This is a genomic window from Photorhabdus temperata (assembly GCF_025384845.1).
In the GTDB taxonomy this organism is placed as follows: Bacteria; Pseudomonadota; Gammaproteobacteria; order Enterobacterales; family Enterobacteriaceae; genus Photorhabdus; species Photorhabdus temperata.
Genome location: NZ_JAJAFX010000009.1, coordinates 36,712 through 62,300 on the forward strand (window position 1 = coordinate 36,712; position 25,589 = coordinate 62,300).

A 25,589-nucleotide genomic window follows, 5' to 3' on the forward strand; every position below is an offset into this window, starting at 1 on the left:
GCGTGCATTGCACTCTTTCGCGGGCAGTTTAGCCAAAGAAAGGGATGATTCATAGGCTATTCCATTTCTTATCTTGCTTTTGATGGTTAGAATAGTGGTTAACTTCATGCTATGGAATGGGAAATCAATGCGTATTCATATTCTTGGTATCTGCGGTACTTTTATGGGTGGACTGGCAATTTTGGCACGTTCTCTCGGCCATGAGGTAACCGGCTCAGATACCAATGTTTATCCACCAATGAGTACCTTACTAGAAAAACATGGGATTAGCCTGATTCAGGGATATGATCCGGCACAATTGGATTCTGTGCCAGATATGGTCATCATCGGTAATGTCATGAGCCGTGGAAATCCTTGTGTAGAAGCTGTGCTGGAGCGTGGGCTCCCTTATACCTCTGGCCCTCAATGGCTGCATGATTATGTCTTACCGGAGCGTTGGGTTTTGGCGGTTGCAGGGACGCATGGTAAAACAACAACCGCCGGCATGTTGGCTTGGATTCTGGAAGCTTGTGGCTATAAACCGGGTTTCTTGATTGGCGGTGTTCCTGGGAATTTTGCAACATCAGCTCAGATCGGAGAAAGCCCGTTTTTCGTAATAGAAGCCGATGAATATGACAGTGCTTTCTTTGATAAACGATCCAAGTTTGTGCATTACAGCCCACGTACGCTGATCATGAATAATCTCGAATTTGATCATGGGGATATTTTTGGCGATCTGGCAGCTATTCAGAGACAGTTCCATCATCTTGTCAGGATTATTCCGGCTAGTGGCAAGATCTTTGTGCCGGATAACGATATTAACCTGAAACATGTCTTGTCTATGGGATGCTGGAGTGAATTGGAGCTGGTGGGTGAAACCGGTCGCTGGCAGGCAAAAAAGATAAGTACAGACAGCAGTGATTATCGGGTGTTTTATGGTGGTGAAATTGTTGGAGAAGTGAATTGGTCACTGGTTGGTGAACATAATATGCGTAATGGGCTGATTGCGATTGCAGCCGCACATCATGTTGGTGTCCAGCCAGCCGATGCCTGTCGTGCTTTGAGCGATTTTATTAATGCCAGCCGTCGCCTTGAACTACGCGGTGAGGAGAATGGCATCACCGTTTATGATGATTTTGCGCATCACCCGACAGCAATTCTGGCAACACTGGAAGCTCTGCGTAGTAAGGTTGGTGGAACTGCCCGTATTATTACTGTGTTAGAACCGCGTTCAAATACCATGAAAATGGGTGTAAGTAAGAATGAGATCGCGCCAGCGCTGGGGCGTGCTGATGAAGTGTTCTTATTTCAGCCAGCTAATATTAAATGGCATGTATCAGAAATTGCAGATCGTTGTGTTCAGCCAGCGTATTGGAGCGCTGACATTGATTCGCTGGTGCATATGATTGTTGATAAGGCACAGAAAGGCGATCATATTTTGGTTATGAGTAATGGCGGGTTTAGCGGTATTCATGAAAAACTACTATCTGAACTGAATAAAAAAACTTATCAGTCCTGAGGATGGCGGCAGGAAAAATGAATCGCGCCAGCATGGCGCGATTCATTTAAAGTTCTTGTTCAAACAATTCAAGAATTTTTTCACGTAGCTGTTCTGCCGTGAAACCTCTGGCAAGTGTGATGAAGATGGTGTCGTCACCCGCGATACTGCCAAGTATACCTTCTGCTTTACCAAGGGAATCCAACAGGCGAGCAATAAGCTGAGCAGCGCCAGGGCTTGTACGAATGACAACAATTGAATGGTTGTGATCAACATCCAGTACCAGGTTTTTTAGTGGACTAGTGGCAGTAGGGACGCCAAGCTCAGCAGGAAGGCAGTAGACCATTTCCATTTTTGCATTACGGGTGCGAACAGCACCAAATTTTGTCAGCATTCTGGAGACTTTGGATTGATTAATATTCTCAAAACCTTCTTCCAGCAAGGCGGTGACGATTTCTCCTTGAGAGCTAAATTTTTCTTCTTTTAATAACGCCTTGAAAGCTTTTACTAACTCTTCCTGTTTAGAGGGAGTACGCATATTTCACCATATTCAATCAGCTATGAAGATTATATTATGCATACAAATGAATTTTTATGCAATAAGAATGATTTTATCACCATTTTTAAAGCATGAATTAGTCTTATGCTATATAGAAATTCACAAAATATGAATATGAGAATTTGCTTTTTTGGGCTGGTTATCATGTAAGTATATTGTTAATCAAATGATGTTGTTTGGTGTTGTTGTTGGGTGTAAGGTATTTAGCGGGTTATTTTATAAAATCATAAGGCAATTATCAAAATAGTGTCCATTATCTCATTAACAGATAAGCATTTTGCCTAGAATACGGCGACTTTTACGTCCCACGATTAGAGCGTAAGTCCACAATTTGGCTGTTAACAGATTGTTTTCAAGAAAGTAGTAATCTATGGTTTGTAACCAGATGAATTCACAGCATTTTAAAGTATAAACGATTTAAGGAGTATCAGGATGAAAGTTGCAGTTCTCGGTGCAGCCGGTGGTATTGGTCAGGCTCTTGCTCTTCTACTAAAAACCCAGCTTCCTTCAGGTTCAGAACTCTCTTTATATGATATCGCTCCAGTGACACCTGGGGTGGCTGCTGATTTGAGCCACATTCCAACGGATGTGAGAATTAAGGGCTTTGCTGGTGAAGATGCAACGCCAGCGTTGGAAGGAGCGGACGTTGTATTGATTTCTGCTGGTGTTGCTCGTAAACCAGGTATGGATCGTTCAGATCTGTTTAATGTTAACGCGGGTATCGTTCGTAACCTGGTAGAACAAGTGGCTAAAACGTGTCCGAAGGCACTGATTGGGATTATTACTAACCCAGTCAACACAACTGTAGCTATTGCGGCTGAAGTGCTGAAAAAAGCGGGTGTATATGATAAAAACCGTCTGTTTGGCGTAACAACCCTGGATATTATCCGCTCCAATACTTTTGTTGCTGAATTGAAAGGTAAAAAACCGCAGGAAATCGAAGTGCCGGTTATCGGTGGTCACTCTGGTGTGACGATCCTGCCTCTGTTGTCCCAAATCCCTGGTGTGAGCTTTACTGATGAAGAGTTGGCTGCCTTAACTAAACGTATTCAGAATGCAGGTACTGAAGTCGTTGAAGCTAAAGCTGGTGGTGGATCTGCAACTCTGTCTATGGGGCAAGCTGCGGCTCGTCTGGGCCTTTCTTTGGTCCGTGGCTTACAAGGCGAAAGCAATGTTGTTGAATGTGCCTATGTTGAGGGTGATGGCAAATATGCGCGTTTCTTCGCTCAACCGGTTCGTTTGGGTAAAAATGGCGTAGAAGAGCGTCTGGAAATTGGCAAATTGAGTGATTTTGAACAAAAAGCACTGGAAGACATGTTGGACGTATTGAGAAAAGATATAGAATTAGGTGAAAAATTCATTAATAACTAATTGGTATATTTTATAAATATAAAATATATAGTTATGAAACAATAAAAACCGCTGGTATAACGAATTACCGGCGGTTTTTATTTAACGAAAATAATTCGTTAGCTAATTATTTGTTTGTTCGCGTACTTTCCTTTCTAATAATTCTCCGGTATTTGGATCAAAATAACGACTCGGCCAAATCTCTGAAGGATGTATTTCCAGATAATTCGCAATTATCCATTCTCCCTTTGGCCATGGGCGAGATAGTGCATTAGCGAGTGTAGATGAGCTCAGTCCCGCTTTGCGTGATACCTCAGCTAAGGTTGTTCCCCGCTTGCGTAAAGCTGCAATTATGTCGGCAGGATGCCAATCAGATTTCCTTGAAATCATTTTTAATCCTTTTTTTATTAAATTTGATGCTATGTTAGTGGTATAAATAACAGGTCTGCATGAGAGCAATAACGAACTGAAACCTGTTATTGAGAAACAAAATAGCATTATTTTTCTAAAAATATTTCCAAATTTTTTCTTAAAAACTTCTTTTTTGAACTTGGTTACAAAAATAGAGAAACGTGATGAAAAAAGAGTGGTTTTCGGCCAAGGAATTGGTTGGCGTGGGTGAGTTACCTGGATCACCACAAGGAGTTAATGCCAGAGCAAAACGCGAGGAGTGGTTATGTCAGAAAAGGCAAGGAGTACAAGGCAAAGCAGTCGAATATCACTATTCCTGTTTTCCAGAGACGACCATTGCAGCGCTGGAGCTTCATGAATCATCTTCTGAGTATCAGGTGCAGAAGCAAGATCCTTTATCGATTTGGGTTGGAGCTTTCCACCAGTTGTCAGAATCTGAGAAACAGGCTGTGACAGCCATGATTTTACGAGACGGTATCAGAAGTTTTTTGGAAAGAATTTCTGTTATTTAACTCATTTTTGGAAATTTAAAATGCCAATTAACTTGGCTTCTTCTTCATTATCCCGGTGCAAAGTGAGAAGAAAAGTATGAAAAAAGAATGGTACTCAGCTAAAGAGCTGGTTGGTATTGCCGGACTTCCTTCTTCGCCACAGGGAATAAATCTGATGGCAAGGCGGGAAGAATGGGAATATAGACGTAAACTGGGTGTTCAGGGCAAGGCTCTTGAATATCATATAAACAGTTTGCCTGAAGATGTACTTAATATGTTATCCGTAGGGGAAAACACGGTTGATTATGCAAACAAACGGCAGGACCCATTCTTAATCTGGGTTGAAGCTTACTATCAACTGACTAAAGTTGAGCGGGAAAAAATTGTGAAATTCATTCTTCGGGAAGGGTTGGCAAAACTTATTAGCTATATTGATGTTGAAGACGTAGAGAAAAACCTGGAGGCAGATTAACCCCAGGTTTTGCTGCTATCAATTAAGAGAGGCGTTGTACGGCGATATGTGCTAACCCCACAAGTGCTTGCTTGTATGGGGAGCTTCCCAGCACCTGTAAAGCAGCAATGGCTTTATCTGCTTCTTCTTCTGCTCGCTTACGGGTATATTCCAGCGAACCGCACTGTTTCATTGTTGTCAGTACGGTTTCGAGTAAATGGCGACCATTACCTTTTTCAATTGCTTCACGGATAAGTGATGATTGTTCTGGGTTACCATGATTCATAGCGTGCAGTAATGGTAATGTTGGTTTACCTTCATTGAGGTCATCACCCGTGTTTTTGCCTAGTGTGTCGCTATCGGCATCATAGTCCAGCAAATCATCAATTAGCTGGAATGCAGTGCCTAAATAACGTCCGTAATCTTGTAAAGCAGCTTCCTGTTCTGGTGTCGCGTTGGAAAGAATCGCAGAAGAGTGGGCGGCAACTTCAAACAGCCGTGCTGTTTTACTGTAAATCACGCGCATATAATCGTCTTCAGAGATATCTGGATCATTGCAGTTCATTAACTGTAAAACCTCGCCTTCAGCGATAACATTAGTTGCTTCTGACATCAGTTTAAGAACCCGCATAGAGTTAAGAGTGGTCATCATCTGAAACGAGCGGGTATATATAAAATCGCCAACCAGTACACTGGCCGCGTTACCAAAAGTGGCATTGGCTGTGGCTTTGCCACGTCGCATATCCGATTCATCCACAACATCATCATGTAACAAGGTTGCTGTGTGGATAAATTCAATTAAAGCGGCAACAGTAATATGCTTATCACCCTGACAACCTAATGCTCTGCCAGCGAGAATGGCAATGATTGGGCGGATGCGCTTTCCACCGCCACTGATTATGTAGTAGCCCAGTTGATTTATAAGAGTAACGTCAGAATTCAACTGGCTAAGAATGGCTTCATTTACCGCTGCCATATCATCAGCGGTTAGCTTGATAATAGATTCTAAATTCATGTTTTTTCGGCTATGGGTTCTAATGCAGGGCAGTGTTCATATTAACATTATAATAGTTATCGCTGTGTCTTGATTGTACTCGAAAAACAGTTCAAATAAATGACAATTCAGAAACTATGTTTTTTTATCATCTGCTCTAATTCTGCTCTTGTCTTCTTAGGCTTTTTTGCGTAGAATTCGCGCCCTATTATGAATATTTATAGCGCGCTCTGGAATGATATTTAGGGGGCGTGCGGAAAGCGGAGTTTATATGTACGCGGTTTTCCAAAGTGGTGGTAAACAACACCGAGTCAGCGAAGGTCAAACAATTCGCCTGGAAAAGCTGGACATCGCAACAGGTGAAACTGTTGAGTTTGACCAGGTTCTGATGGTCGCTAATGGTGATGACATCAAAATCGGCGCTCCTGTAGTTGAAGGCATTAAAGTCAAAGCTGAAGTGGTTGCTCATGGTCGCGGCGAGAAAATTAAAATCGTTAAGTTTCGTCGTCGTAAACACAGCCGTAAGCAGCAAGGCCACCGTCAGTGGTTCACTGATGTTAAAATCACTGGCATCGCTTAAGATTTAGGAGAGCAGATTAATGGCACACAAAAAGGCTGGCGGCTCAACTCGTAATGGCCGCGATTCTGAAAGTAAACGTCTGGGTGTAAAACGTTTTGGTGGCGAGTCTGTATTAGCAGGCAGCATCATTGTTCGTCAACGTGGTACTAAATTCCACGCTGGCAGTAACGTTGGTTGTGGTCGTGACCACACCCTGTTCGCATTAGCTGACGGGAAAGTTAAGTTCGAAGTTAAAGGCCCGAAAAACCGCAAATTTATCAGCATCGAAGCTGAATAAGTTTTTCGAGTTATAAACCGAATCAGAAGCCCTGCAATGCGTTGCGGGGCTTTTTATTATTCTGAATACGCCATCTCTGGGTAAAACAGCCGTCCAGCACTATAGTGGCTATCATACGGAGAAAAAATATGAAATTTGTAGATGAAGCCAGAATACTGGTTGTTGCGGGGGATGGTGGCAATGGTTGTGTCAGCTTCCGTCGTGAAAAATATATTCCGAAAGGTGGGCCAGACGGTGGTGACGGTGGAGATGGTGGAGATGTTTATCTGCTGGCAGATGAAAATCTCAACACACTAATTGACTATCGTTTTGAAAAGTCTTTCCGGGCGGAACGTGGGCAAAATGGCCAGAGCCGTGATTGTACTGGTAAACGTGGTCAGGATATTACGATTAAAGTGCCTGTTGGCACGCGTATCCGCGATGTGGCAACCGGTGAGGTTCTGGGCGATATGATTCGTCATGAACAGCGTCTGATGGTAGCGAAAGGTGGGTTCCATGGACTGGGTAATACCCGCTTTAAATCTTCTGTTAACCGGGCTCCTCGTCAAAGAACAATGGGGACTTCAGGTGAAACCCGCGAATTGATGTTGGAACTGATGTTGTTGGCAGATGTTGGTATGCTGGGGATGCCAAATGCGGGTAAATCCACATTTATCCGTGCTGTTTCCGCCGCTAAACCAAAAGTTGCAGATTATCCATTTACAACTCTGGTACCAAGCTTGGGTGTAGTAAGGATGGATAACGAGCAGAGTTTCGTGGTTGCGGATATTCCAGGGCTTATTGAAGGTGCTTCCGACGGTGCTGGCTTGGGTATTCGTTTCTTGAAACATTTGGAACGTTGTCGGGTGCTGCTACACTTAATTGATATTTGCCCTGTTGATGAATCAGATCCTGTTGAAAATGCCCGGATTATTGTCAATGAGCTACAGCAATACAGCGAAAAATTGGCAGAAAAACCACGCTGGTTGGTATTCAATAAAGTTGATCTGTTAGAGCCAGAAGAAGCTAAACAGCGTGCGCAAGCTATCGCTGATGAATTAGGTTGGGAAGGCGATTTTTACATGATCTCAGCGATAAATCGTCTGGGTGTTAAAGAGCTTTGTTGGGATATTATGGAGTTTATGAAAACTAAACCCCGTAATATGAGTACAACAGAAGATGAAGCTCAGCCTGAGAAAGTTGAATTCATGTGGGATGATTACCACAAAGAGCAACTCGAACAGGTTTCGGAAGCAGACGATGACTGGGATGACGATTGGGACGAAGATGACGATGAAGGCGTTGAGGTTATTTATAAACGTTGATACTCCTGATCTTTCATTAATAGCTAAGGGCGCCACTTATTTGTGGCGCCGATTTTATTAGTTGTGTTGGTATAAATCTTTATACAGCCTGCTTTCGAACCGTATCAAAGGAGCCCGGCGGTTGCGATGATCTTTTGGTGGTACAGCATAAGCAGAAATAAATTGTACGAAGGCAACTCGCTGACCGTTGGCAGTGGTTATAAAGCCAGCCAGATTATACACTCCTTGCAGGGCTCCGGTTTTAGCCGAAACTTTCCCGTTTACTCCTGCTTCATCTAATCCTCCCCGGTATTTTAGAGTACCGTCATGACCAGCTAATGGCAGCATGGAAATGAAATCTAATTCTTGATCATGTTGAGCAATAAACTGTAATACTTCCATCATGGTTGCTGGGGTGATCAGATTATGGCGGGATAATCCTGAGCCATCTACCATCACGGTATTTCCCAGGTCGATACCCGCTTTTTGTTTCAATACTTGCCGTACCGCATCAGAGCCTGAACGCCAGGTTCCTGGTATATTAAAGTGTTGTCGGCCTATTGTCCTGAATACGGTATCCGCGATCATATTGTCAGATTTTTTCAGCATTATTTTCAGCAGATCATGTAATGGTGCTGATTGATTCTGAGCCAGCACTTTACCCGGCTCAGTTGGTAAGTTTTGGCGTTTGAGGTTGCCTGTGATTTCAATTCCAGCAATTTGTAGTTCGTTTTTGAGAACTGCCCCCGCATAGCTGGTTCCGTTCTGAATAGCGAAAGCTAATGGTAATGGTTCGCTGCGCTGAGTAAGGCATCCGGTAAGTGTAAAACGATTGAGTTCTCCTGGAACGACATCTAATTCACAATACTGGCTTTCAGGAGCGCCTTTTGCCAATGTTTTAACTTCACTGAACATATTCACTGGATAAAAAGATGCAACACGGATGAATGCAGTATCACCGGGACGTTCTGCGCTATACAGTGAAACGGAAAAACAGTTTCGATCTACGATTGCGGCAGCAGGTGGCGCACTGAAACATTGGGTCATGTCATTCCATACCCAGCCGGGAGCCTTATCGTGGCTGGCAAAAGCGGAGACATCTATTAAAAGATCACCGTCAATTTTTTTCACGCCGGCTTGGCTCAAAACTGTAACCATATTGCGAAGTTGTTGGCGGGTCAGTGTTGGATCTCCGACAAAACGAGCGATCAAATTCCCTTTTAAAATACCGTTTGAAATTTTGCCATGACTTTCCAATGTGGTGATAAAGCGATAATCTTTTCCTAGTTGTAACAATGCTGCAAGCGCTGTGACAACTTTCAACGTACTTGCTGGCAGAGCCATTTGCTGCCCGTGATAATCAATTACCGGGGTACTGGCGCCAACTTTCTGAGCGATTAACGCAAGATTAGTGCCATCAGGCAGATATTGCGTATATTCCTCAACAGGTGTGGCGTTTGCGTTGGGGGTAGCCAAGTACAGACAGGTAACACAAACTAATTTGCTGGCAATTTTAAAGAAGGACATAAATTTCGCATATGGATGTGGACATGCCACAATACTAAGACGCAACGAGGGGGAAAGTAAACGATGACCCATCATCAAGTCTACGTTAGAATGATATATTAATATGTAGAATATGACTGTGAACTCTGGGTAGCCCGATGGTTCACATTATTGTTTATTGTCTGGAAGCCCGCCCGACAAGGCGTGCTCATTGTGCTGTTATCTGAAAACATCAGGATGATGCTTGTTTTTTGCTCAGGAAAGATTTAGAGGATTAATAAATGAAACAGATTCCAATGACGGTACGTGGCGCGGATAAGTTGCGCGAAGAGTTAGATTATCTAAAGAACGTACGCCGTCCAAAAATTATTTCAGACATTGCTGAAGCGCGTGAACATGGTGATCTGAAAGAAAACGCTGAATATCATGCAGCCCGTGAACAGCAAGGTTTCTGCGAAGGCCGTATTCAGGAAATCGAAGCTAAGCTTTCTAATGCACAAGTGATTGATGTCACAAAAATGCCCAAGACTGGGCGCGTTATTTTTGGCGCTACAGTTACAGCTTTGAATGTAAATACGGATGAAGAGCAAACCTACCGGATTGTAGGTGATGATGAAGCTGATATTAAAGAGAATTTAATCTCAGTGAATTCACCAATTGCCCGTGGTCTGATTGGTAAAGAAGCTGATGACGTTGTTATTATCAAAACACCAGGCGGTGAAGTTGAATATGAAATCCTGAAAGTTGAATATATTTAAACTTCAGAATTAGCCTGTTGCTATTGACTCCTATTAGGTAAAGTTACGCAAAAATCGTAGAGAAGGTAAAAAAGGCCGGATACGGCCTTTTTTACCATAATCATGCGCATGGCATTTTTATATAAATGTGGTTTGATTATTTAGGTAAAATAATTCTGCGTTCTTCCGATTGGCGGTAAAGAACCAGTATTTTTCCGATAATTTGCACATTATATGCACCAGTTTCGCGGACAATTGCATCGGCGATCAAATTTTTGATTTCACGATCTTCGCCTGCGATTTTGACTTTGATAAGCTCATGGTGTGCCAGCGTTTGTTCAATTTCAGCCAACACGCCCTCAGTCAAGCCGTTGTTACCAATCATGACGACAGGTTTTAACGGATGAGCTAGACTTTTCAGGTGTTGCACTTGTTTTTTATTAAGAGTCATTGTTTTTTTGCTTAGTTAGGATTGAAAACGGGACATTCTACCGCCATCTCATATCTATCACCATAAATAGTGTGTTGTGGTTTTGGTGTGCGGAGCAATAGATATCTGGCTCTTTATTAGTATAGTTGGAAAGGACAATGGCCAATAAAAAACGTTCGGCAAGCTCCAGCCGCTGGTTACAGGAACACTTTAGTGATAAATATGTTCTTCAGGCACAGAAAAAAGGGCTTCGCTCTCGCGCTTGGTTTAAACTTGATGAAATTCAACAAAGTGACAAAATTTTTAAGCCCGGCATGACCGTTGTCGATTTAGGCGCCGCCCCTGGTGGGTGGTCTCAGTACGCAGTGAGTCAAATTAATGAGCATGGGCGGGTGATTGCCTGTGATCTTTTACCGATGGATCCAATTGTCGGAGTCGATTTCCTTCAGGGCGATTTTCGTGATGAACTTGTATTGAAAGCATTGCTTGAGCGAGTTGGTGATAACAAAGTCCAGGTTGTCATGTCGGATATGGCGCCCAATATGAGCGGAACACCTGCGGTCGATATTCCTCGATCCATGTATCTGGTTGAATTGGCGTTAGATATGTGTCGTGATGTGCTGGCCCCTAGGGGGAGTTTCATTGTCAAAGTGTTTCAGGGAGAGGGCTTTGATGAATACCTGAGGGAAATTCGCTCCCTGTTTACGAACGTGAAAATTCGTAAGCCAGACGCTTCGCGGGCACGATCGCGTGAAGTATACATTGTAGCGACAGGGCGGAAACTATAGTACCCTGAATGCTATTTGTTAACACAGTTGTAATATGAGGTTAATCCCTTGAGTGACATGGCGAAAAACCTGATTCTCTGGTTAGTTATCGCAGTTGTGCTGATGTCGTTATTCCAGAGTTTTGGTCCCAGCGATTCCAATAGTCGTAGGGTGGATTACTCTACCTTCATCAATGAGTTAGCCCAGGATCAGGTGCGCGAAGTTCGTATCACAGGTCGTGAAATTAATGTTAGTAAGAAAGATAACAGCAGATACACCACTTACCTACCAATACAGGATGAAAAACTGCTTGATACGTTACTGAATAAGAACGTGAAAGTGGTTGGTGAACCGCCGGAAGAACCAAGCCTGCTAACTTCTATTTTCATTTCCTGGTTCCCGATGTTACTGCTTATCGGGGTCTGGATTTTCTTTATGCGTCAGATGCAGGGCGGTGGCGGTAAAGGGGCAATGTCTTTTGGTAAAAGTAAAGCCCGTATGCTGACAGAAGATCAGATTAAAACCACTTTTGCTGATGTTGCTGGTTGCGACGAAGCGAAAGAAGAAGTCGGTGAACTGGTGGAATATCTGCGTGAGCCAGGCCGTTTCCAGAAATTGGGTGGAAAAATCCCAAAAGGTATTCTGATGGTCGGGCCCCCAGGTACTGGTAAGACTTTGCTGGCAAAAGCAATTGCCGGTGAGGCAAAAGTGCCATTCTTTACTATTTCCGGCTCTGACTTTGTTGAAATGTTTGTCGGTGTTGGTGCATCCCGTGTTCGTGATATGTTCGAACAGGCGAAGAAAGCGGCACCTTGTATCATTTTTATTGATGAGATTGATGCAGTAGGCCGCCAGCGTGGTGCCGGTTTGGGTGGTGGTCACGATGAACGTGAGCAGACTTTGAACCAGATGCTGGTTGAGATGGATGGCTTTGAAGGTAACGAAGGTATTATCGTCATTGCCGCAACTAACCGCCCTGACGTACTTGATCCGGCGTTACTGCGCCCTGGGCGTTTTGACCGCCAGGTTGTTGTCGGTCTGCCAGACGTACGTGGTCGTGAGCAGATTCTGAAAGTTCATATGCGCCGGGTTCCTTTGGATACTGATGTCGATGCTTCTGTCATTGCGCGCGGTACTCCGGGATTCTCTGGTGCTGATTTGGCGAATTTGGTGAATGAAGCTGCTTTGTTTGCTGCCCGTGGCAACAGACGTGTGGTTTCTATGGTTGAATTCGAAAAAGCGAAAGACAAAATCATGATGGGTGCGGAGCGCCGTTCCATGGTGATGACGGAAGAGCAAAAAGAATCAACTGCTTATCATGAAGCAGGCCATGCCATTATTGGTCGTTTGGTTCCTGAGCATGATCCTGTTCATAAAGTTACCATTATTCCTCGTGGCCGCGCTTTGGGTGTGACTTTCTTCCTGCCGGAAGGGGATCAGATCAGCGCTAGCCGCCAGAAACTGGAAAGCCAGATTTCAACCTTATACGGCGGCCGTCTGGCAGAAGAGATTATTTATGGTCCAGACAGTGTTTCTACTGGCGCATCTAACGATATCAAGGTTGCAACATCAATTGCCCGTAACATGGTAACGCAGTGGGGTTTCTCGGAAAAACTCGGCCCATTGCTCTATGCGGAGGAAGAAGGAGAAGTGTTCCTCGGGCGTTCAGTTGCGAAAGCTAAACATATGTCTGATGAAACGGCTCGTCTGATCGATCAGGAAGTTAAGGCCATTATCGACCATAACTATCAACGTGCCCGTCATATCCTGATGGACAATCTTGATATTCTGCATTCGATGAAAGACGCATTGATGAAGTACGAAACTATTGATGCACCTCAGATCGATGACTTAATGAATCGTACGAATGTGCGCCCGCCAGCAGGATGGGAAAATGGTAACGGTAGCAACAATAACAGCCGACCAGCAAGTAATACGCCATCGCCACAGGCTGCAAAACCAACTGATGATGTCAATACGTCGGTACAAGATGGTGAACAATCAGAAAATAAAGATTTGTAATTGTTCCTTAGTCCGATAGATATATGTACTAAACCCCAGGCAAGCCCTGGGGTTTTGATATTAAAGGTAGACCAGCATGAAACTCATAGCTAGAGATAATGTTCTCGATCTCTCCCGCCCGCAAGTGATGGGTATTTTGAATGTTACTCCAGATTCATTTTCTGATGGTGGTGCTCATAATACTTTGGATATGGCCTTACGACATGCTGAAAAGATGGTTCTCGCAGGAGCTGCAATCATTGATGTTGGCGGAGAATCTACCCGTCCGGGTGCTGATGAGGTCAGTGAACAGGAAGAAGTAGATCGGGTTGTTCCGGTTATTGAAGCTTTAGCTCAACGATTTAATATTTGGATTTCTGTTGATACCTCAAAAGCATTGGTTATGAGTGAATCAGCAAAAGCTGGTGCACATTTGATTAACGATATTCGTTCATTGCAAGAATCTGGTGCTTTGGAAAGTGCTGCTCAATCTGGCTTACCTGTTTGTTTGATGCATATGAAAGGTCAGCCGAGGACTATGCAGGATGCGCCACATTATGAAAATTTGTTGGGCGAAGTGAAACAATTTTTTACTGAACAAATTGAACGTTGTATGGCGGCAGGGATAGCAAAAGATAAACTTATTCTTGATCCGGGCTTCGGTTTTGGCAAAGGCTTGACGCATAATTATCAGTTACTGGCGCATTTAAACGAACTTCATCAATTTGGTTTGCCTGTGTTGGCGGGAATGTCACGTAAATCCATGATAGGTCAGCTGCTTCATGTCCCAGCACAAGAAAGGGTTGCCGGTAGTGTGGCCTGCGCTGTTATTGCCGCTATGCAAGGAGCGCAAATTATCCGGGTACATGACGTTAAAGAGACCGTGCAGGCAATGCGAATTGTTGAAGCAACACTTTTAGTAAAGGAAGAAAAGAAACTATGAGTAACCGCAAATACTTTGGTACTGATGGCATCCGTGGCAAAGTGGGCGATAGCCCAATCACGCCGGATTTTGTGTTAAAGCTCGGTTGGGCTGCGGGTAAGGTACTGGCTCGTCATGGTTCTCGTAAAATCATTATCGGTAAGGATACCCGCATTTCTGGCTATATGCTGGAGTCTTCTTTAGAAGCAGGTTTGGCAGCGGCTGGTTTGTCTGCTTCATTTACTGGTCCTATGCCAACACCAGCTGTTGCTTATCTGACCCGTACTTTCCGTGCTGAAGCTGGAATTGTTATTTCTGCTTCTCATAATCCTTATTATGATAATGGTATTAAATTCTTCTCTATTGACGGTAAGAAACTGCCGGATGATGTGGAAGAAGCGATTGAAGCCGAAATGGAAAAACCACTGACTTGCGTGGAATCCGCAGAATTAGGACGTGCAAACCGTATTGTTGATGCGGCTGGTCGTTATATTGAGTTCTGTAAAGGGACATTTCCAAGCGAACAAAGTCTCAATGGGTTGAAAATTGTTCTTGACTGCGCTAACGGTGCGACTTATCACATTGCTCCAAATGTACTCAGAGAGCTAGGGGCTAATGTTGTGACGATTGGCTGTGAGCCGAACGGGATTAATATCAACGAAAAATGTGGTGCTACCGATGTTCGGTTGTTGCAGCAACGTGTTGTAGAAGAGAAGGCAGATGTCGGCCTGGCATTCGATGGTGATGGTGACCGCGTGATTATGGTTGACCACTTGGGGCAGAAAGTTGATGGCGATCAGATCCTTTATATTATTGCCCGCGAAGCCTTGAGACAGGGACAACTGCGTGGTGGTGTTGTGGGCACGCTGATGAGTAATATGGGATTGGAGTTGGCATTGAAACAGCTTGGTATCCCATTCTTGCGTACTAAGGTGGGTGACCGTTATGTGCTGGAAAAATTGCAGGAAGAAGGCTGGCGTTTAGGTGCTGAAAATTCCGGTCATGTTATTCTGCTTGATAAAACAACCACAGGTGATGGTATTGTTGCTGGCCTTCAGATTCTGAGTGCAATGGTGCGTAACCATATGAGCCTGCATGATTTATGCAGTGGTATGAAACTTTTGCCGCAGGTGCTGGTAAATGTTCGTTTTTCTGGTTCACACGATCCGCTTCAATCAGAAAATGTAATCAGTGTCGCCAAATCTGTTGAGGCTGAATTAAATGGCCGTGGACGGGTACTATTACGTAAGTCGGGCACTGAGCCATTGATTCGTGTCATGGTGGAAGGCGAAGATGATGTTCAGGTAACGGCTTTGGCGCATCGCATTGCTGATGCAGTGAAACACGCTGGTTAATTTGTTGTTTTTTTCCTCAAGTGATTCTGATTATTGAAATTAACCTTGCGTATCAGATGTTGTTTGGTTAGTATTCACACCCACTCAACAGGCGATTAATCTGTTTGGGTGGGTGATGCGGTATAAGGTAACCACGTAAATCGTGGTAAACCCCACGAGGATACAGGTACAACATATGTATGAAGCTCTTTTAGTTGTTTTCTTGCTGGTTGCTATCGGGCTGATTGCCTTGGTTATGCTACAGCAGGGTAAAGGTGCTGATATGGGTGCTTCCTTTGGTGCGGGTGCGTCTGCAACACTGTTTGGTTCATCGGGTTCTGGTAACTTTATGACCCGTATGACTGCGCTTTTTGCCACTCTGTTTTTTATTATTAGTTTGGTGCTTGGGAATATGACCAGTAACCAAACGAGTATAGGCAGTAAGTGGGAGAATATCGGTGAACCGGCTAAAGTCGAGAAGTCCACAGAAATCCCGACAGCGCCAGCAGCACCGAATAGTGACATTCCGCAGTAACCGTCACGAAAAAAGAATTGGAATGAGGTTGTTGGTTAAGTAGATAACCTTATATCAGTGCCGAGGTGGTGAAATTGGTAGACACGCTACCTTGAGGTGGTAGTGCCCACACTAGGGCTTACGGGTTCAAGTCCCGTCCTCGGTACCATTAAATTCAGATAGCTTGCGTTTTGGCAGTTATCAGCGTAATATTTGCCACGTTTTCGAACGCGGGATGGAGCAGCATGGTAGCTCGTCGGGCTCATAACCCGAAGGTCGTCGGTTCAAATCCGGCTCCCGCAACCACTTCTTAATAAGATGTACCTTTTTCGAGTGAAATAATTCAGCAATATTTAACGTATTGATCCTGATTTGAAAGGTGCGCGAAGTGAGTGGTTTAAGTCACTGGCAGCAAATAGGGTCCAGTTGCATAAAGCCCCGAATTTCGGGGTTTTTTGTTATTTGACAACAGAACTACTGGGCTAATGAGCCCTTTTTTTATGTCTTGGGGGTGGGTTTGTCCACATTAGAACAAAAATTAACAGCGATGATTTCAGCACCAGTTGAAGCTTTAGGCTTTGAATTAGTCGGTCTGGAGTTTATTCGTGCGCGTGTTTCTACACTGCGGATCTATATTGATAGTGAGAATGGTATCACTGTTGATGATTGTGCTGATGTTAGCCACCAGGTCAGTGCAGTATTGGATGTCGAAGATCCTATCTCGGTGCTTTATAACCTGGAAATTTCTTCACCTGGCCTAGAACGTCCATTGTTCACGGCTGAACATTACCAGCGTTTTATTGGTGAAGAAGTCAGTCTGGTTTTACGTATAGCAATGCAAAACCGTCGGAAATGGTTGGGCATTATCAAAACTGTCGACGGCGAAATGATCACGGTTACGGTGGATGGAAAAGATGAAGTGTTCGCACTGAGCAACATCCAGAAAGCGAACCTGGTACCCCACTTTTAAAGTTCGGATGAGGCAACTAGGATGAATAAAGAAATTCTGGCTGTTGTGGAAGCGGTTTCCAACGAAAAATCTCTTCCACGCGAAAAAATCTTCGAGGCGCTGGAAACAGCACTGGCCACAGCCACCAAGAAAAAATATGAACAAGATATTGATGTTCGTGTCAGTATAGATCGTAAATCTGGCGATTTTGACACCTTCCGCCGTTGGTTAGTTGTTGAAGAAGTGACTCAGCCAACTCGTGAAATTACGCTGGAAGCGGCTAGATTCGAAGAGCCTGAAATTGATTTGGGTGGTTATACCGAAGATCAAATTGAATCAGTCACATTTGACCGTATTACAACACAGACAGCTAAACAGGTTATCGTACAGAAAGTACGTGAAGCTGAACGCGCCATGGTTGTTGACCAGTTTCGCGAGCAGCAAGGTGAGATCATCACCAGTGTCGTTAAGAAAGTAAATCGTGAAAATATCACGCTTGATCTGGGCAATAATGCTGAAGCAGTTATCCTTCGCGAAGACATGTTACCAAGGGAAAATTTCCGCCCAGGTGACCGCGTGCGTGGTGTACTGTATGATGTTCGCCCTGAAGCACGAGGTGCGCAACTGTTTGTCAGCCGTTCCCGCCCGGAAATGTTGGTTGAACTGTTCCGTATTGAGGTTCCGGAAATTGGTGAGGAGCTTATTGAGATTAAAGCTGCTGCCCGTGATCCGGGTTCCCGCGCTAAAATCGCAGTAAAAACTAATGATAAGCGTATCGATCCGGTTGGTGCTTGTGTTGGTATGCGTGGCGCGCGAGTACAGGCCGTTTCCAGTGAACTGGGCGGCGAACGAATTGATATCGTATTGTGGGATGATAACCCAGCTCAATTCGTAATTAATGCTATGGCTCCGGCTGATGTTGCATCCATTGTTGTTGACGAAGACAAATGTACGATGGATGTTGCCGTTGAAAGCAACAACTTGGCTCAGGCTATCGGCCGTAATGGTCAAAATGTGCGTCTGGCTGCGCAGTTGCTGAAAAAACACCGTGGTGATGACAAGTGGGAATTAAATGTCATGACTGCTGAGGAGCTGCAAGCAAAACATCAGGCAGAAGCTCACGCTTCTATTGATACATTCACTAAGCATCTCGATATTGATGAAGAGTTCGCAACTGTTCTGGTCGAAGAAGGTTTCTCAACTCTGGAAGAACTGGCTTATGTGCCAATTAAGGAGCTTCTGGAAATTGATGGCCTTGATGAGGAAACTATCGAAGTCCTACGTGAACGTGCAAAAGCTGCTTTAACTACTTTGGAACTGGCTCAGAAAGAGAGTCTTAGTGATAAGCAACCAACTGAAGAGTTGTTAAATCTGACTGGTATGAACCGCACTCTGGCATTTGACCTGGCTGCCCGTGGCATCTGTACGCTGGAAGATCTTGCCGAGCAGGGTATCGACGACCTATCGGATATTGAAGGTTTGAGTGATGAGCAAGCAGGAGAGTTCATCATGGCTGCTCGCAATATCTGTTGGTTTGGTGATGATGCGTAATAAACTGTAGCAGGAAGGAACAGCATGACAGATGTAACCGTAAAATCACTGGCAGAAGAGATCCAGACTTCGGTTGATCGCCTGGTACAGCAATTTGCTGATGCAGGGATTAAAAAAACCGAAGCTGATTTTGTCTCCCAGAAAGAGAAAGAAGCTTTACTGGCACATTTGAACCGCGAACAAGGCGGTTCAGCTGGTAAACCAGATAAATTAACATTACAGCGTAAAACACGTAGTACATTGAGTGTTTCAGGCACCGATGGAAAAAGCAAACCGGTAGCCGTCGAGGTCCGTAAAAAGCGCACATATGTAAACCGCGATGCAGTTGAACAGACTAAAGCGGAAGAACAGGCGAAGCGTGAAGCGGAAGAGCAAGCACGGCGCGAAGCAGAAGAAAAAGCGCAACGCGAAGCCGAAGCAGCAGCGAAGAAACTCGCTGAAGAACAGGCTAAACGTGCGGCAGAAGAAATAGCCAAACGTGAGGCAGCTGAAAAAGCTAAGCGCCAGGCAGCGGAAAATGAAAAAGTGACCAATCAACATACCGAACATAAACAAAAACCAGCTCAAAATGAGAAAGCGCGTCGAGAAGCAGAAGCTGCTGATCTTAAGCGTAAAGCAGAAGAAGAAGTGCGCCGTAAGGTAGAAGAGGAAGCTAAACGCGTTGCTGAAGAGGCTCGCCGTATGGCTGAGGAGAATCAGGATAAATGGTCAAATGATTCAGATTCCAGCGATAATAATGAAGATTATCATGTCACTACCTCTCGCCACGCCCGTGCTGCAGAAGACGAAAATGATGCCAAAGTTGAAGGTGATCGCCGTGCTCGTAGCCGCAGTGGTAAAACTACTCGCCAGAAGAAAAATAATAAACATTCTGAATCCAAAGCGGATCGTGAAGAAGCCCGTGCAGTTGGCCGTACAAAAGGCAAACAACGTAAAACCAGTACATTGCAACAGAGCTTCAATAAGCCTGTAGCCGCAGTTAACCGTGATGTTGTAATTGGTGAAACTATTACTGTTGCTGAGCTGGCTAATAAGATGGCGGTTAAAGGCTCTCAGGTCATCAAAGCTATGATGAAAATGGGCGCAATGGCAACTATCAACCAGGTGATTGATCAGGAAACTGCACAGCTGGTTGCTGAAGAAATGGGTCATAAAGTCATCCTGCGTCGTGAGAACGAACTGGAAGAAGCGCTGATGAGTGACCGCGATACCGGTGAAGCTGTAGCCGAATCTCGTGCGCCGGTTGTGACTATCATGGGTCACGTTGACCACGGTAAAACTTCTCTGTTGGATTACATTCGTTCTACGAAGGTGGCTTCTGGTGAGGCGGGTGGTATTACCCAGCATATCGGTGCTTACCATGTTGAAACTGAAAGTGGCATGATTACCTTCCTGGATACTCCAGGACACGCTGCATTTACTTCAATGCGTGCGCGTGGGGCGAAAGCTACTGACATCGTGGTTCTGGTTGTTGCTGCCGATGATGGTGTAATGCCTCAGACTATCGAAGCTATCCAGCACGCAAAAGCAGCGAATGTTCCTGTGGTTGTTGCAGTTAACAAAATCGATAAACCAGAAGCCGATCCGGATCGCGTGAAAACTGAGCTTTCTCAGCACGGTGTTCAGCCTGAAGAGTGGGGTGGTGAAACTCAGTTTATCAATGTATCTGCTAAAGCTGGTATCGGAATTGATGAACTGCTGGACGCAATCTTGCTACAGGCTGAAGTCCTTGAACTGAATGCTGTCTATTCTGGTATGGCAAGCGGCGTTGTTATTGAATCGTTCTTGGATAAAGGTCGTGGCCCGGTTGCGACAGTACTGGTTCAGGAAGGTACTTTGAACAAAGGCGATATCGTACTTTGTGGCTTTGAATATGGACGCGTTCGTGCGATGCGTGACGAACTGGGTCGTGAAGTGTTTTCTGCGGGCCCATCTATTCCAGTGGAAATCCTTGGCTTGTCCAACGTGCCGGCAGCTGGTGATGAAGCAACTGTTGTACGTGACGAGAAGAAAGCCCGTGAAGTGGCTCTGTATCGTCAGGGTAAATTCCGTGAAGTCAAACTGGCTCGTCAGCAGAAATCTAAACTGGAAAACATGTTTGCTAATATGGAAGAAGGTGAAGTTTCTGAACTGAATATCGTTCTGAAATCTGACGTTCAAGGGTCATGTGAAGCAATCCGCGAAGCACTGGAGCAACTGTCTACCAATGAAGTGAAAGTGAAAATCATCGGCTCTGGTGTAGGTGGTATTACTGAAACTGACGCTACATTGGCTGCTGCTTCCAATGCAATTATTCTGGGTTTCAACGTTCGTGCCGATGCTTCTGCACGCCGTGTCGTTGAAAATGAAAACCTGGATCTGCGTTATTACTCCGTTATCTATAGCCTGATTGATGAAGTTAAACAGGCAATGAGTGGTATGCTGGCGCCTGAATATAAACAGCAGATCATGGGCCTTGCAGAAGTTCGTGATGTGTTTAAATCACCGAAATTCGGTGCGATTGCAGGTTGTATGGTGACTGAAGGTACCATTAAGCGTAATAACCCAATCCGCGTACTGCGTGATAACGTGGTGATTTACGAAGGTGAACTGGAATCCCTGCGCCGCTTTAAAGATGACGTTAACGAAGTCCGTAACGGTATGGAATGTGGCATCGGCGTTAAGAACTACAACGACGTTCGTGTCGGCGACATGATCGAAGTATTTGAAATTATTGAAATTAAACGTTCTATCGCTTAATTCCTACCGCTGGTTAATTTCATTGTTGGGGGGCTTATGCCCCCCAAATGTCAGGAGATATAACAATGGCAAGAGAATTCAGCCGTACTCAGCGCGTTGCACAAGAAATGCAAAAAGAGATTGCCATCATTTTACAGAGAGAAGTAAAAGATCCCCGGATCGGCATGGCGACTGTTTCTGGCGTTGAAGTTTCCCGTGATTTGGCTTATGCCAAAGTATTTGTTACCTTTCTGAATGTGTTGACTGAAGAACATGATTCCGATGTGGTGAAAAACGGTATCAAGGCATTGAATGAAGCTTCTGGTTTTATTCGTTCTCTGCTGGGTAAAGCAATGCGTTTGCGTGTCGTACCAGAACTGACTTTCTCCTATGATAATTCCCTGGTAGAGGGGATGCGGATGTCCAATCTGGTTACTAATGTCGTGAAGAATGATGAACAGCGCCGGGCTTCTGTGGATCATAAAGAGGAGAAGTAATGGGGCGTCGTCGTCGCGGTCGTGATATACATGGCGTGTTGTTACTGGATAAGCCGCAGGATATTTCTTCTAATGATGCGTTGCAAAAAGTAAAACGTATTTTCAACGCCAACAAAGCTGGTCACACTGGCGCGTTGGATCCGTTGGCAACGGGTATGCTGCCGGTTTGTCTCGGTGAAGCTACGAAGTTTTCCCAGTTCTTACTTGATTCTGATAAGCGTTATCGGGTGATAGCCCGTCTTGGCCAGCGTACTGACACATCTGATTCACACGGACAGATCATCAGTGAAAGAGCAATCCGGCTAAATCAGGCTCAGCTTAATGAAGCTTTGGCTAAATTCCGTGGTAATACTATGCAAATCCCTTCCATGTATTCTGCACTGAAACATCAGGGGAAACCACTGTATGAGTATGCCCGTCAAGGTATTGAAGTAGAACGGGAAGCACGGCCAATTACGGTCTATGAATTACAGTTTATCCGCTGGGAAGATGATGAACTGGAATTGGAAATACACTGTTCGAAAGGAACTTATATTCGCACTATTATTGATGATTTAGGCGAATTATTAGGTTGTGGCGCACACGTTATTTATTTACGTCGTTTACAGGTAGCGAATTATCCAAGTGATCGAATGGTTACGCTTGAGCAATTATATGAATTGCAAAAGCAGGCCGAAGATCGGGAAATACCTGTAGACGAATTAATTGATCCGTTGTTATTACCAATGGATAGTGCAGTTGCTCATTTCCCAGAGGTTAATTTACTTCCGGTAGTTGCGGCTTATTTTAAACAAGGTCAGGCGGTACGAAGTGCTAAATCTCTGGCTCTGGTTGAGAGTATGGTGCGCGTAACTGAGGGTAATGAACGCAAATTCATTGGCATTGCTGTTATCAATGACGATGGGCTTGTTGCTCCTCGCCGTTTGGTTGTTGAAAGCCGGGATTAGGGTATTTGGGGTTATCTTGCGCTTAACTTATTTGCAGCGTAGAATGGCGCAGCTATATGTTGGGTGGCTGAATTAGAGATCGGCACCCGTAATTTTAATTTATGTATTTTTGGAGTTGTAATATGTCTCTAAGTACTGAAGCAAAAGCGCAAATTATTGCTGAATTTGGTCGTGATGCGAATGACAGTGGTTCTAGTGAAGTGCAGGTTGCTCTGCTGACTGCACAGATTAACCACCTGCAAGGCCATTTTTCAGAGCACAAAAAAGATCACCATAGCCGTCGTGGTCTGCTGCGCATGGTTTCTCAGCGTCGTAAATTGCTGGACTATCTGAAGCGTAAGAATGTAACAAGTTACACTGCGCTGATTGGGCGTCTTGGCTTACGTCGCTAATCAAGCAAGTTTCAGTGGAAAGGGGCCATATATGGCCCCTTTTCTTCTGAGAAATCATCATATGTAGCAGCATAAGAATGCTAATGATGATTTTTGGGTAAGGCTCTTCGGTTACAGAGGTTCGCGCGGCTAATGAGAGTGCTTAAAGGAATGAGACCTGTCATTAGTCGCGAGGATGTGGCATGAAGAGATCATTCATTGTTGTCTGCTGAATATAAAAGACAACGTTAACGAAAGGATATTATTTTGCTGAATCCGATTGTTCGTAAATTTCAATATGGTCAACATACCGTTACTATCGAAACTGGTATGATGGCTCGCCAGGCCACGGCTGCTGTCATGGTCAATATGGATGACACTGCTGTATTCGTCACTGTTGTTGGTCAGAAAAAAGTAAAAGCTGGTCAGGATTTTTTCCCGCTGACGGTTAACTATCAGGAGCGTACTTACGCCGCAGGCCGTATCCCTGGCAGCTTCTTCCGTCGTGAAGGTCGCCCAGGAGAAGGCGAAACGTTGGTAGCCCGTTTGATTGATCGCCCTTTGCGTCCTCTGTTTCCGGAAGGTTTTCTGAACGAAGTTCAGATTGTAGCGACTGTGGTTTCTGTCAATCCACAAATTAACCCGGATATCGTTGCAATGATTGGCGCTTCTGCTGCGCTGGCATTGTCTGGTATTCCATTCAATGGCCCGATTGGCGCGGCCCGCGTTGGTTATATTAATGATCAATATGTACTGAACCCAACCAGTGATGAGCTGAAAAACAGCCGTCTGGATCTGGTGGTTTCAGGTACTGCCGGTGCTGTTTTGATGGTGGAGTCTGAAGCAGATCTGCTGACTGAAGAGCAAATGCTGGGTGCGGTAGTGTTCGGTCATGATCAACAACAAGTGGTTATTGATAACATTAATGCGTTGGCTGCGGAAGCGGGCAAAGAGAAATGGGATTGGGTGCCAGAACCTGTTAACCAGGCGCTGCATGATCGTGTAGCTGAATTGGCAGAAAGCCGTCTGGGTGATGCTTATCGTATCACTGAGAAACAGGAGCGTTATGCTCAGGTTGATGCTATCAAAGATGAAGTTACAGCTGCGTTGTTGGAACAGGATGAAACTTTGGAAGAAGCGGAAATCCATGAAATTCTGGGCAGCTTAGAGAAAAATGTTGTTCGTAGCCGTGTCCTGAGCGGTGAACCACGTATTGATGGCCGCGAAAAAGATATGGTTCGTGCGTTGGACGTACGTACTGGTGTTCTGCCCCGTACTCACGGTTCTGCATTGTTTACCCGCGGTGAAACTCAGGCTCTGGTTACTGCGACGCTGGGGACAGAACGTGATGCACAGATCATTGATGAGCTGATGGGCGAACGTACAGATCGCTTCTTGCTGCACTATAATTTCCCTCCCTATTCTGTTGGTGAAACAGGTATGATGGGGTCACCAAAGCGTCGTGAAATTGGGCATGGCCGTTTGGCTAAACGTGGTGTATTGGCAGTCATGCCAAAAGCTAACGAGTTCCCATACACAGTTCGTGTAGTTTCTGAAATTACAGAATCTAATGGTTCATCTTCAATGGCATCTGTCTGTGGAGCATCTCTTGCGTTGATGGATGCAGGTGTGCCGATTAAAGCCGCTGTTGCTGGTATTGCAATGGGCTTGGTGAAAGAAGGTGATAACTTTGTTGTGCTGTCTGATATTCTGGGTGACGAAGATCATCTGGGTGACATGGACTTTAAAGTAGCGGGTAGCTGTGAAGGTATCAGCGCGCTGCAAATGGATATCAAAATTGAAGGTATCACCCGTGAAATTATGCAAGTTGCGTTGAATCAGGCAAAAGGTGCGCGTTTGCATATCTTGAGCGTGATGGAGCAGGCAATTACCACTCCACGTGATGATATTTCTCAATTTGCACCACGCATTCATACTATCAAGATCAACCCTGACAAGATCAAAGATGTTATCGGTAAAGGTGGTTCGGTTATCCGTGCACTGACTGAAGAAACCGGGACTACCATTGAGATCGAAGATGATGGCACAGTGAAAATTGCTGCAACTGATGGCGAAAAAGCAAAACATGCAATCAGTCGTATTGAAGAAATTACTGCGGAGATCGAAGTTGGCCGTATTTACGCCGGTAAGGTAACCCGTATCGTTGATTTCGGCGCATTTGTTGCTATCGGTGGTGGTAAAGAAGGTCTGGTGCATATTTCGCAGATTGCTGATAAGCGTGTTGAGAAAGTGGCTGACTATTTGCAGGTTGGTCAGGAAACATCAGTTAAAGTACTGGAAATTGATCGCCAGGGCCGTGTTCGCCTGAGCATCAAAGAAGCAACAGCCGGCACAGCTGTTGAGGAAGCACCACCAGCACCACAATCAGCAGAATAAATTTGATGTCATAAACGGTGTCTTGTAAAAAAGCGCCGTTTAATAGACTCAGGGCAGGAGGCCCAATAAATGCAA

25 protein-coding genes and 2 tRNA genes are annotated in these 25,589 nt (G+C 44.8%); 22 read left to right on the forward strand and 5 right to left on the reverse strand.

The genetic code is table 11. The features are described 5' to 3' along the window. The first annotated feature begins 127 nt into the window (after positions 1-127). Complete coding sequence (mpl, locus tag LGZ99_RS05130) at positions 128-1,498, forward strand: UDP-N-acetylmuramate:L-alanyl-gamma-D-glutamyl-meso-diaminopimelate ligase (RefSeq protein WP_023043420.1); 1,371 nt, start codon at positions 128-130, stop codon at positions 1,496-1,498. A gap of 46 nt (positions 1,499-1,544) precedes the next feature. Here mpl and argR read toward each other — a convergent pair whose 3' ends face one another. Continuing rightward, entirely contained in the window at positions 1,545-2,015 is a 471-nt protein-coding gene (argR, locus tag LGZ99_RS05135) for a transcriptional regulator ArgR (RefSeq protein ID WP_021323292.1), read from the reverse strand. Positions 2,016-2,468: 453 nt separating this feature from the next. On the opposite strand from argR, the gene mdh reads away from it, so the two are divergent. Next, positions 2,469-3,407, forward strand: a complete 939-nt coding sequence (gene mdh / locus LGZ99_RS05140; RefSeq protein WP_021323293.1) for a malate dehydrogenase — start codon at positions 2,469-2,471, stop codon at positions 3,405-3,407. Positions 3,408-3,509: 102 nt separating this feature from the next. On the opposite strand, the gene LGZ99_RS05145 is transcribed toward mdh, so the two are convergent. After that, positions 3,510-3,776, reverse strand: coding sequence for a helix-turn-helix domain-containing protein (locus LGZ99_RS05145; protein ID WP_021323294.1), 267 nt, complete (start codon positions 3,774-3,776; stop codon positions 3,510-3,512). A 185-nt stretch (positions 3,777-3,961) separates the two neighbouring features. Here LGZ99_RS05145 and LGZ99_RS05150 point away from each other — a divergent pair, with 185 nt between their 5' ends. Together LGZ99_RS05150 and LGZ99_RS05155 are read left to right on the forward strand one after the other, a co-directional pair. Beyond that, positions 3,962-4,309, forward strand: coding sequence for a DNA-binding protein (locus LGZ99_RS05150; RefSeq protein ID WP_036836727.1), 348 nt, complete (start codon positions 3,962-3,964; stop codon positions 4,307-4,309). 76 nt (positions 4,310-4,385) lie between these two features. Continuing rightward, a complete protein-coding gene (locus tag LGZ99_RS05155; protein ID WP_023043419.1) occupies positions 4,386-4,760 on the forward strand; it encodes a DNA-binding protein in 375 nt (124 codons plus the stop codon). 22 nt (positions 4,761-4,782) lie between these two features. Here the strand turns inward: LGZ99_RS05155 and ispB are convergent, their stop codons facing one another. Further along, positions 4,783-5,754: an octaprenyl diphosphate synthase gene (gene ispB, locus LGZ99_RS05160; RefSeq protein ID WP_021323297.1), complete on the reverse strand. Its 972-nt coding sequence runs from the start codon at positions 5,752-5,754 to the stop codon at positions 4,783-4,785. A gap of 250 nt (positions 5,755-6,004) precedes the next feature. Here ispB and rplU point away from each other — a divergent pair, with 250 nt between their 5' ends. From rplU to cgtA, 3 genes are all read left to right on the forward strand, one after another. Further along, positions 6,005-6,313, forward strand: a complete 309-nt coding sequence (gene rplU, locus LGZ99_RS05165) for a 50S ribosomal protein L21 (protein WP_021323298.1) — start codon at positions 6,005-6,007, stop codon at positions 6,311-6,313. A 19-nt stretch (positions 6,314-6,332) separates the two neighbouring features. Continuing rightward, positions 6,333-6,590 carry a 50S ribosomal protein L27 gene (rpmA, locus tag LGZ99_RS05170; RefSeq protein WP_015836118.1) on the forward strand — a complete coding sequence of 86 codons (258 nt, stop codon included), beginning with the start codon at positions 6,333-6,335 and terminating at the stop codon, positions 6,588-6,590. Between the two features lie 128 nt (positions 6,591-6,718). Then, positions 6,719-7,894: an Obg family GTPase CgtA gene (cgtA, locus tag LGZ99_RS05175; protein WP_036836729.1), complete on the forward strand. Its 1,176-nt coding sequence runs from the start codon at positions 6,719-6,721 to the stop codon at positions 7,892-7,894. A gap of 57 nt (positions 7,895-7,951) precedes the next feature. Here the strand turns inward: cgtA and dacB are convergent, their stop codons facing one another. Next, the gene (gene dacB / locus LGZ99_RS05180) at positions 7,952-9,400 is read right to left on the reverse strand and encodes a serine-type D-Ala-D-Ala carboxypeptidase (RefSeq protein WP_036836730.1); all 1,449 of its coding nucleotides are present in this window, start codon (positions 9,398-9,400) and stop codon (positions 7,952-7,954) included. A 260-nt stretch (positions 9,401-9,660) separates the two neighbouring features. Here dacB and greA point away from each other — a divergent pair, with 260 nt between their 5' ends. Beyond that, complete coding sequence (gene greA / locus LGZ99_RS05185) at positions 9,661-10,137, forward strand: transcription elongation factor GreA (RefSeq protein WP_021323299.1); 477 nt, start codon at positions 9,661-9,663, stop codon at positions 10,135-10,137. 136 nt (positions 10,138-10,273) lie between these two features. Here greA and yhbY read toward each other — a convergent pair whose 3' ends face one another. Beyond that, positions 10,274-10,567, reverse strand: coding sequence for a ribosome assembly RNA-binding protein YhbY (gene yhbY, locus LGZ99_RS05190; protein ID WP_021323300.1), 294 nt, complete (start codon positions 10,565-10,567; stop codon positions 10,274-10,276). Between the two features lie 137 nt (positions 10,568-10,704). On the opposite strand from yhbY, the gene rlmE reads away from it, so the two are divergent. The 14 genes from rlmE to pnp all read left to right on the forward strand — a co-directional run bounded on the left by rlmE (position 10,705) and on the right by pnp (position 25,514). Then, the gene (rlmE, locus tag LGZ99_RS05195) at positions 10,705-11,334 is read left to right on the forward strand and encodes a 23S rRNA (uridine(2552)-2'-O)-methyltransferase RlmE (protein WP_036836731.1); all 630 of its coding nucleotides are present in this window, start codon (positions 10,705-10,707) and stop codon (positions 11,332-11,334) included. Positions 11,335-11,382: 48 nt separating this feature from the next. After that, positions 11,383-13,335: an ATP-dependent zinc metalloprotease FtsH gene (gene ftsH / locus LGZ99_RS05200; protein WP_021323302.1), complete on the forward strand. Its 1,953-nt coding sequence runs from the start codon at positions 11,383-11,385 to the stop codon at positions 13,333-13,335. 76 nt (positions 13,336-13,411) lie between these two features. Continuing rightward, positions 13,412-14,257, forward strand: coding sequence for a dihydropteroate synthase (folP, locus tag LGZ99_RS05205; protein WP_021323303.1), 846 nt, complete (start codon positions 13,412-13,414; stop codon positions 14,255-14,257). Next, the gene (glmM, locus tag LGZ99_RS05210; RefSeq protein WP_021323304.1) at positions 14,254-15,591 is read left to right on the forward strand and encodes a phosphoglucosamine mutase; all 1,338 of its coding nucleotides are present in this window, start codon (positions 14,254-14,256) and stop codon (positions 15,589-15,591) included. The genes folP and glmM overlap by 4 nt, the downstream gene beginning before the upstream one ends. Before the next feature lie 175 nt (positions 15,592-15,766). Continuing rightward, entirely contained in the window at positions 15,767-16,105 is a 339-nt protein-coding gene (secG, locus tag LGZ99_RS05215) for a preprotein translocase subunit SecG (protein WP_021323305.1), read from the forward strand. A gap of 59 nt (positions 16,106-16,164) precedes the next feature. Next, positions 16,165-16,253: transfer RNA gene (locus tag LGZ99_RS05220), tRNA-Leu, on the forward strand. 60 nt (positions 16,254-16,313) lie between these two features. Continuing rightward, positions 16,314-16,390: transfer RNA gene (locus LGZ99_RS05225), tRNA-Met, on the forward strand. A gap of 211 nt (positions 16,391-16,601) precedes the next feature. Next, entirely contained in the window at positions 16,602-17,054 is a 453-nt protein-coding gene (gene rimP / locus LGZ99_RS05230) for a ribosome maturation factor RimP (RefSeq protein ID WP_023043415.1), read from the forward strand. 21 nt (positions 17,055-17,075) lie between these two features. Then, entirely contained in the window at positions 17,076-18,584 is a 1,509-nt protein-coding gene (gene nusA, locus LGZ99_RS05235; RefSeq protein WP_021323307.1) for a transcription termination factor NusA, read from the forward strand. 24 nt (positions 18,585-18,608) lie between these two features. Continuing rightward, the gene (gene infB / locus LGZ99_RS05240; protein ID WP_036836732.1) at positions 18,609-21,323 is read left to right on the forward strand and encodes a translation initiation factor IF-2; all 2,715 of its coding nucleotides are present in this window, start codon (positions 18,609-18,611) and stop codon (positions 21,321-21,323) included. 65 nt (positions 21,324-21,388) lie between these two features. Next, positions 21,389-21,799: a 30S ribosome-binding factor RbfA gene (gene rbfA, locus LGZ99_RS05245; protein WP_036836733.1), complete on the forward strand. Its 411-nt coding sequence runs from the start codon at positions 21,389-21,391 to the stop codon at positions 21,797-21,799. Continuing rightward, positions 21,799-22,746 (forward strand): tRNA pseudouridine(55) synthase TruB, encoded by a 948-nt coding sequence (gene truB, locus LGZ99_RS05250; RefSeq protein WP_036836734.1) that lies wholly within the window; start codon positions 21,799-21,801, stop codon positions 22,744-22,746. Before rbfA ends, truB begins: the two co-directional genes overlap by 1 nt. A gap of 122 nt (positions 22,747-22,868) precedes the next feature. Further along, positions 22,869-23,138: a 30S ribosomal protein S15 gene (gene rpsO, locus LGZ99_RS05255; protein ID WP_021323310.1), complete on the forward strand. Its 270-nt coding sequence runs from the start codon at positions 22,869-22,871 to the stop codon at positions 23,136-23,138. Positions 23,139-23,384: 246 nt separating this feature from the next. After that, positions 23,385-25,514, forward strand: a complete 2,130-nt coding sequence (gene pnp, locus LGZ99_RS05260) for a polyribonucleotide nucleotidyltransferase (protein WP_036836736.1) — start codon at positions 23,385-23,387, stop codon at positions 25,512-25,514. The last annotated feature ends 75 nt before the right edge of the window (positions 25,515-25,589 follow it).

What these genes read in the sequence shown, in the direction of transcription:
- mpl (WP_023043420.1), top strand. Translation starts at nt 128, where the DNA reads ATGCGTATTCATATTCTTGGTATCTGCGGTACTTTTATGGGTGGACTG.
- argR (WP_021323292.1), bottom strand. Translation starts at nt 2,015, where the DNA reads ATGCGTACTCCCTCTAAACAGGAAGAGTTAGTAAAAGCTTTCAAGGCG.
- mdh (WP_021323293.1), top strand. Translation starts at nt 2,469, where the DNA reads ATGAAAGTTGCAGTTCTCGGTGCAGCCGGTGGTATTGGTCAGGCTCTT.
- LGZ99_RS05145 (WP_021323294.1), bottom strand. Translation starts at nt 3,776, where the DNA reads ATGATTTCAAGGAAATCTGATTGGCATCCTGCCGACATAATTGCAGCT.
- LGZ99_RS05150 (WP_036836727.1), top strand. Translation starts at nt 3,962, where the DNA reads ATGAAAAAAGAGTGGTTTTCGGCCAAGGAATTGGTTGGCGTGGGTGAG.
- LGZ99_RS05155 (WP_023043419.1), top strand. Translation starts at nt 4,386, where the DNA reads ATGAAAAAAGAATGGTACTCAGCTAAAGAGCTGGTTGGTATTGCCGGA.
- ispB (WP_021323297.1), bottom strand. Translation starts at nt 5,754, where the DNA reads ATGAATTTAGAATCTATTATCAAGCTAACCGCTGATGATATGGCAGCG.
- rplU (WP_021323298.1), top strand. Translation starts at nt 6,005, where the DNA reads ATGTACGCGGTTTTCCAAAGTGGTGGTAAACAACACCGAGTCAGCGAA.
- rpmA (WP_015836118.1), top strand. Translation starts at nt 6,333, where the DNA reads ATGGCACACAAAAAGGCTGGCGGCTCAACTCGTAATGGCCGCGATTCT.
- cgtA (WP_036836729.1), top strand. Translation starts at nt 6,719, where the DNA reads ATGAAATTTGTAGATGAAGCCAGAATACTGGTTGTTGCGGGGGATGGT.
- dacB (WP_036836730.1), bottom strand. Translation starts at nt 9,400, where the DNA reads ATGTCCTTCTTTAAAATTGCCAGCAAATTAGTTTGTGTTACCTGTCTG.
- greA (WP_021323299.1), top strand. Translation starts at nt 9,661, where the DNA reads ATGAAACAGATTCCAATGACGGTACGTGGCGCGGATAAGTTGCGCGAA.
- yhbY (WP_021323300.1), bottom strand. Translation starts at nt 10,567, where the DNA reads ATGACTCTTAATAAAAAACAAGTGCAACACCTGAAAAGTCTAGCTCAT.
- rlmE (WP_036836731.1), top strand. Translation starts at nt 10,705, where the DNA reads ATGGCCAATAAAAAACGTTCGGCAAGCTCCAGCCGCTGGTTACAGGAA.
- folP (WP_021323303.1), top strand. Translation starts at nt 13,412, where the DNA reads ATGAAACTCATAGCTAGAGATAATGTTCTCGATCTCTCCCGCCCGCAA.
- glmM (WP_021323304.1), top strand. Translation starts at nt 14,254, where the DNA reads ATGAGTAACCGCAAATACTTTGGTACTGATGGCATCCGTGGCAAAGTG.
- secG (WP_021323305.1), top strand. Translation starts at nt 15,767, where the DNA reads ATGTATGAAGCTCTTTTAGTTGTTTTCTTGCTGGTTGCTATCGGGCTG.
- nusA (WP_021323307.1), top strand. Translation starts at nt 17,076, where the DNA reads ATGAATAAAGAAATTCTGGCTGTTGTGGAAGCGGTTTCCAACGAAAAA.
- infB (WP_036836732.1), top strand. Translation starts at nt 18,609, where the DNA reads ATGACAGATGTAACCGTAAAATCACTGGCAGAAGAGATCCAGACTTCG.
- rbfA (WP_036836733.1), top strand. Translation starts at nt 21,389, where the DNA reads ATGGCAAGAGAATTCAGCCGTACTCAGCGCGTTGCACAAGAAATGCAA.
- truB (WP_036836734.1), top strand. Translation starts at nt 21,799, where the DNA reads ATGGGGCGTCGTCGTCGCGGTCGTGATATACATGGCGTGTTGTTACTG.
- rpsO (WP_021323310.1), top strand. Translation starts at nt 22,869, where the DNA reads ATGTCTCTAAGTACTGAAGCAAAAGCGCAAATTATTGCTGAATTTGGT.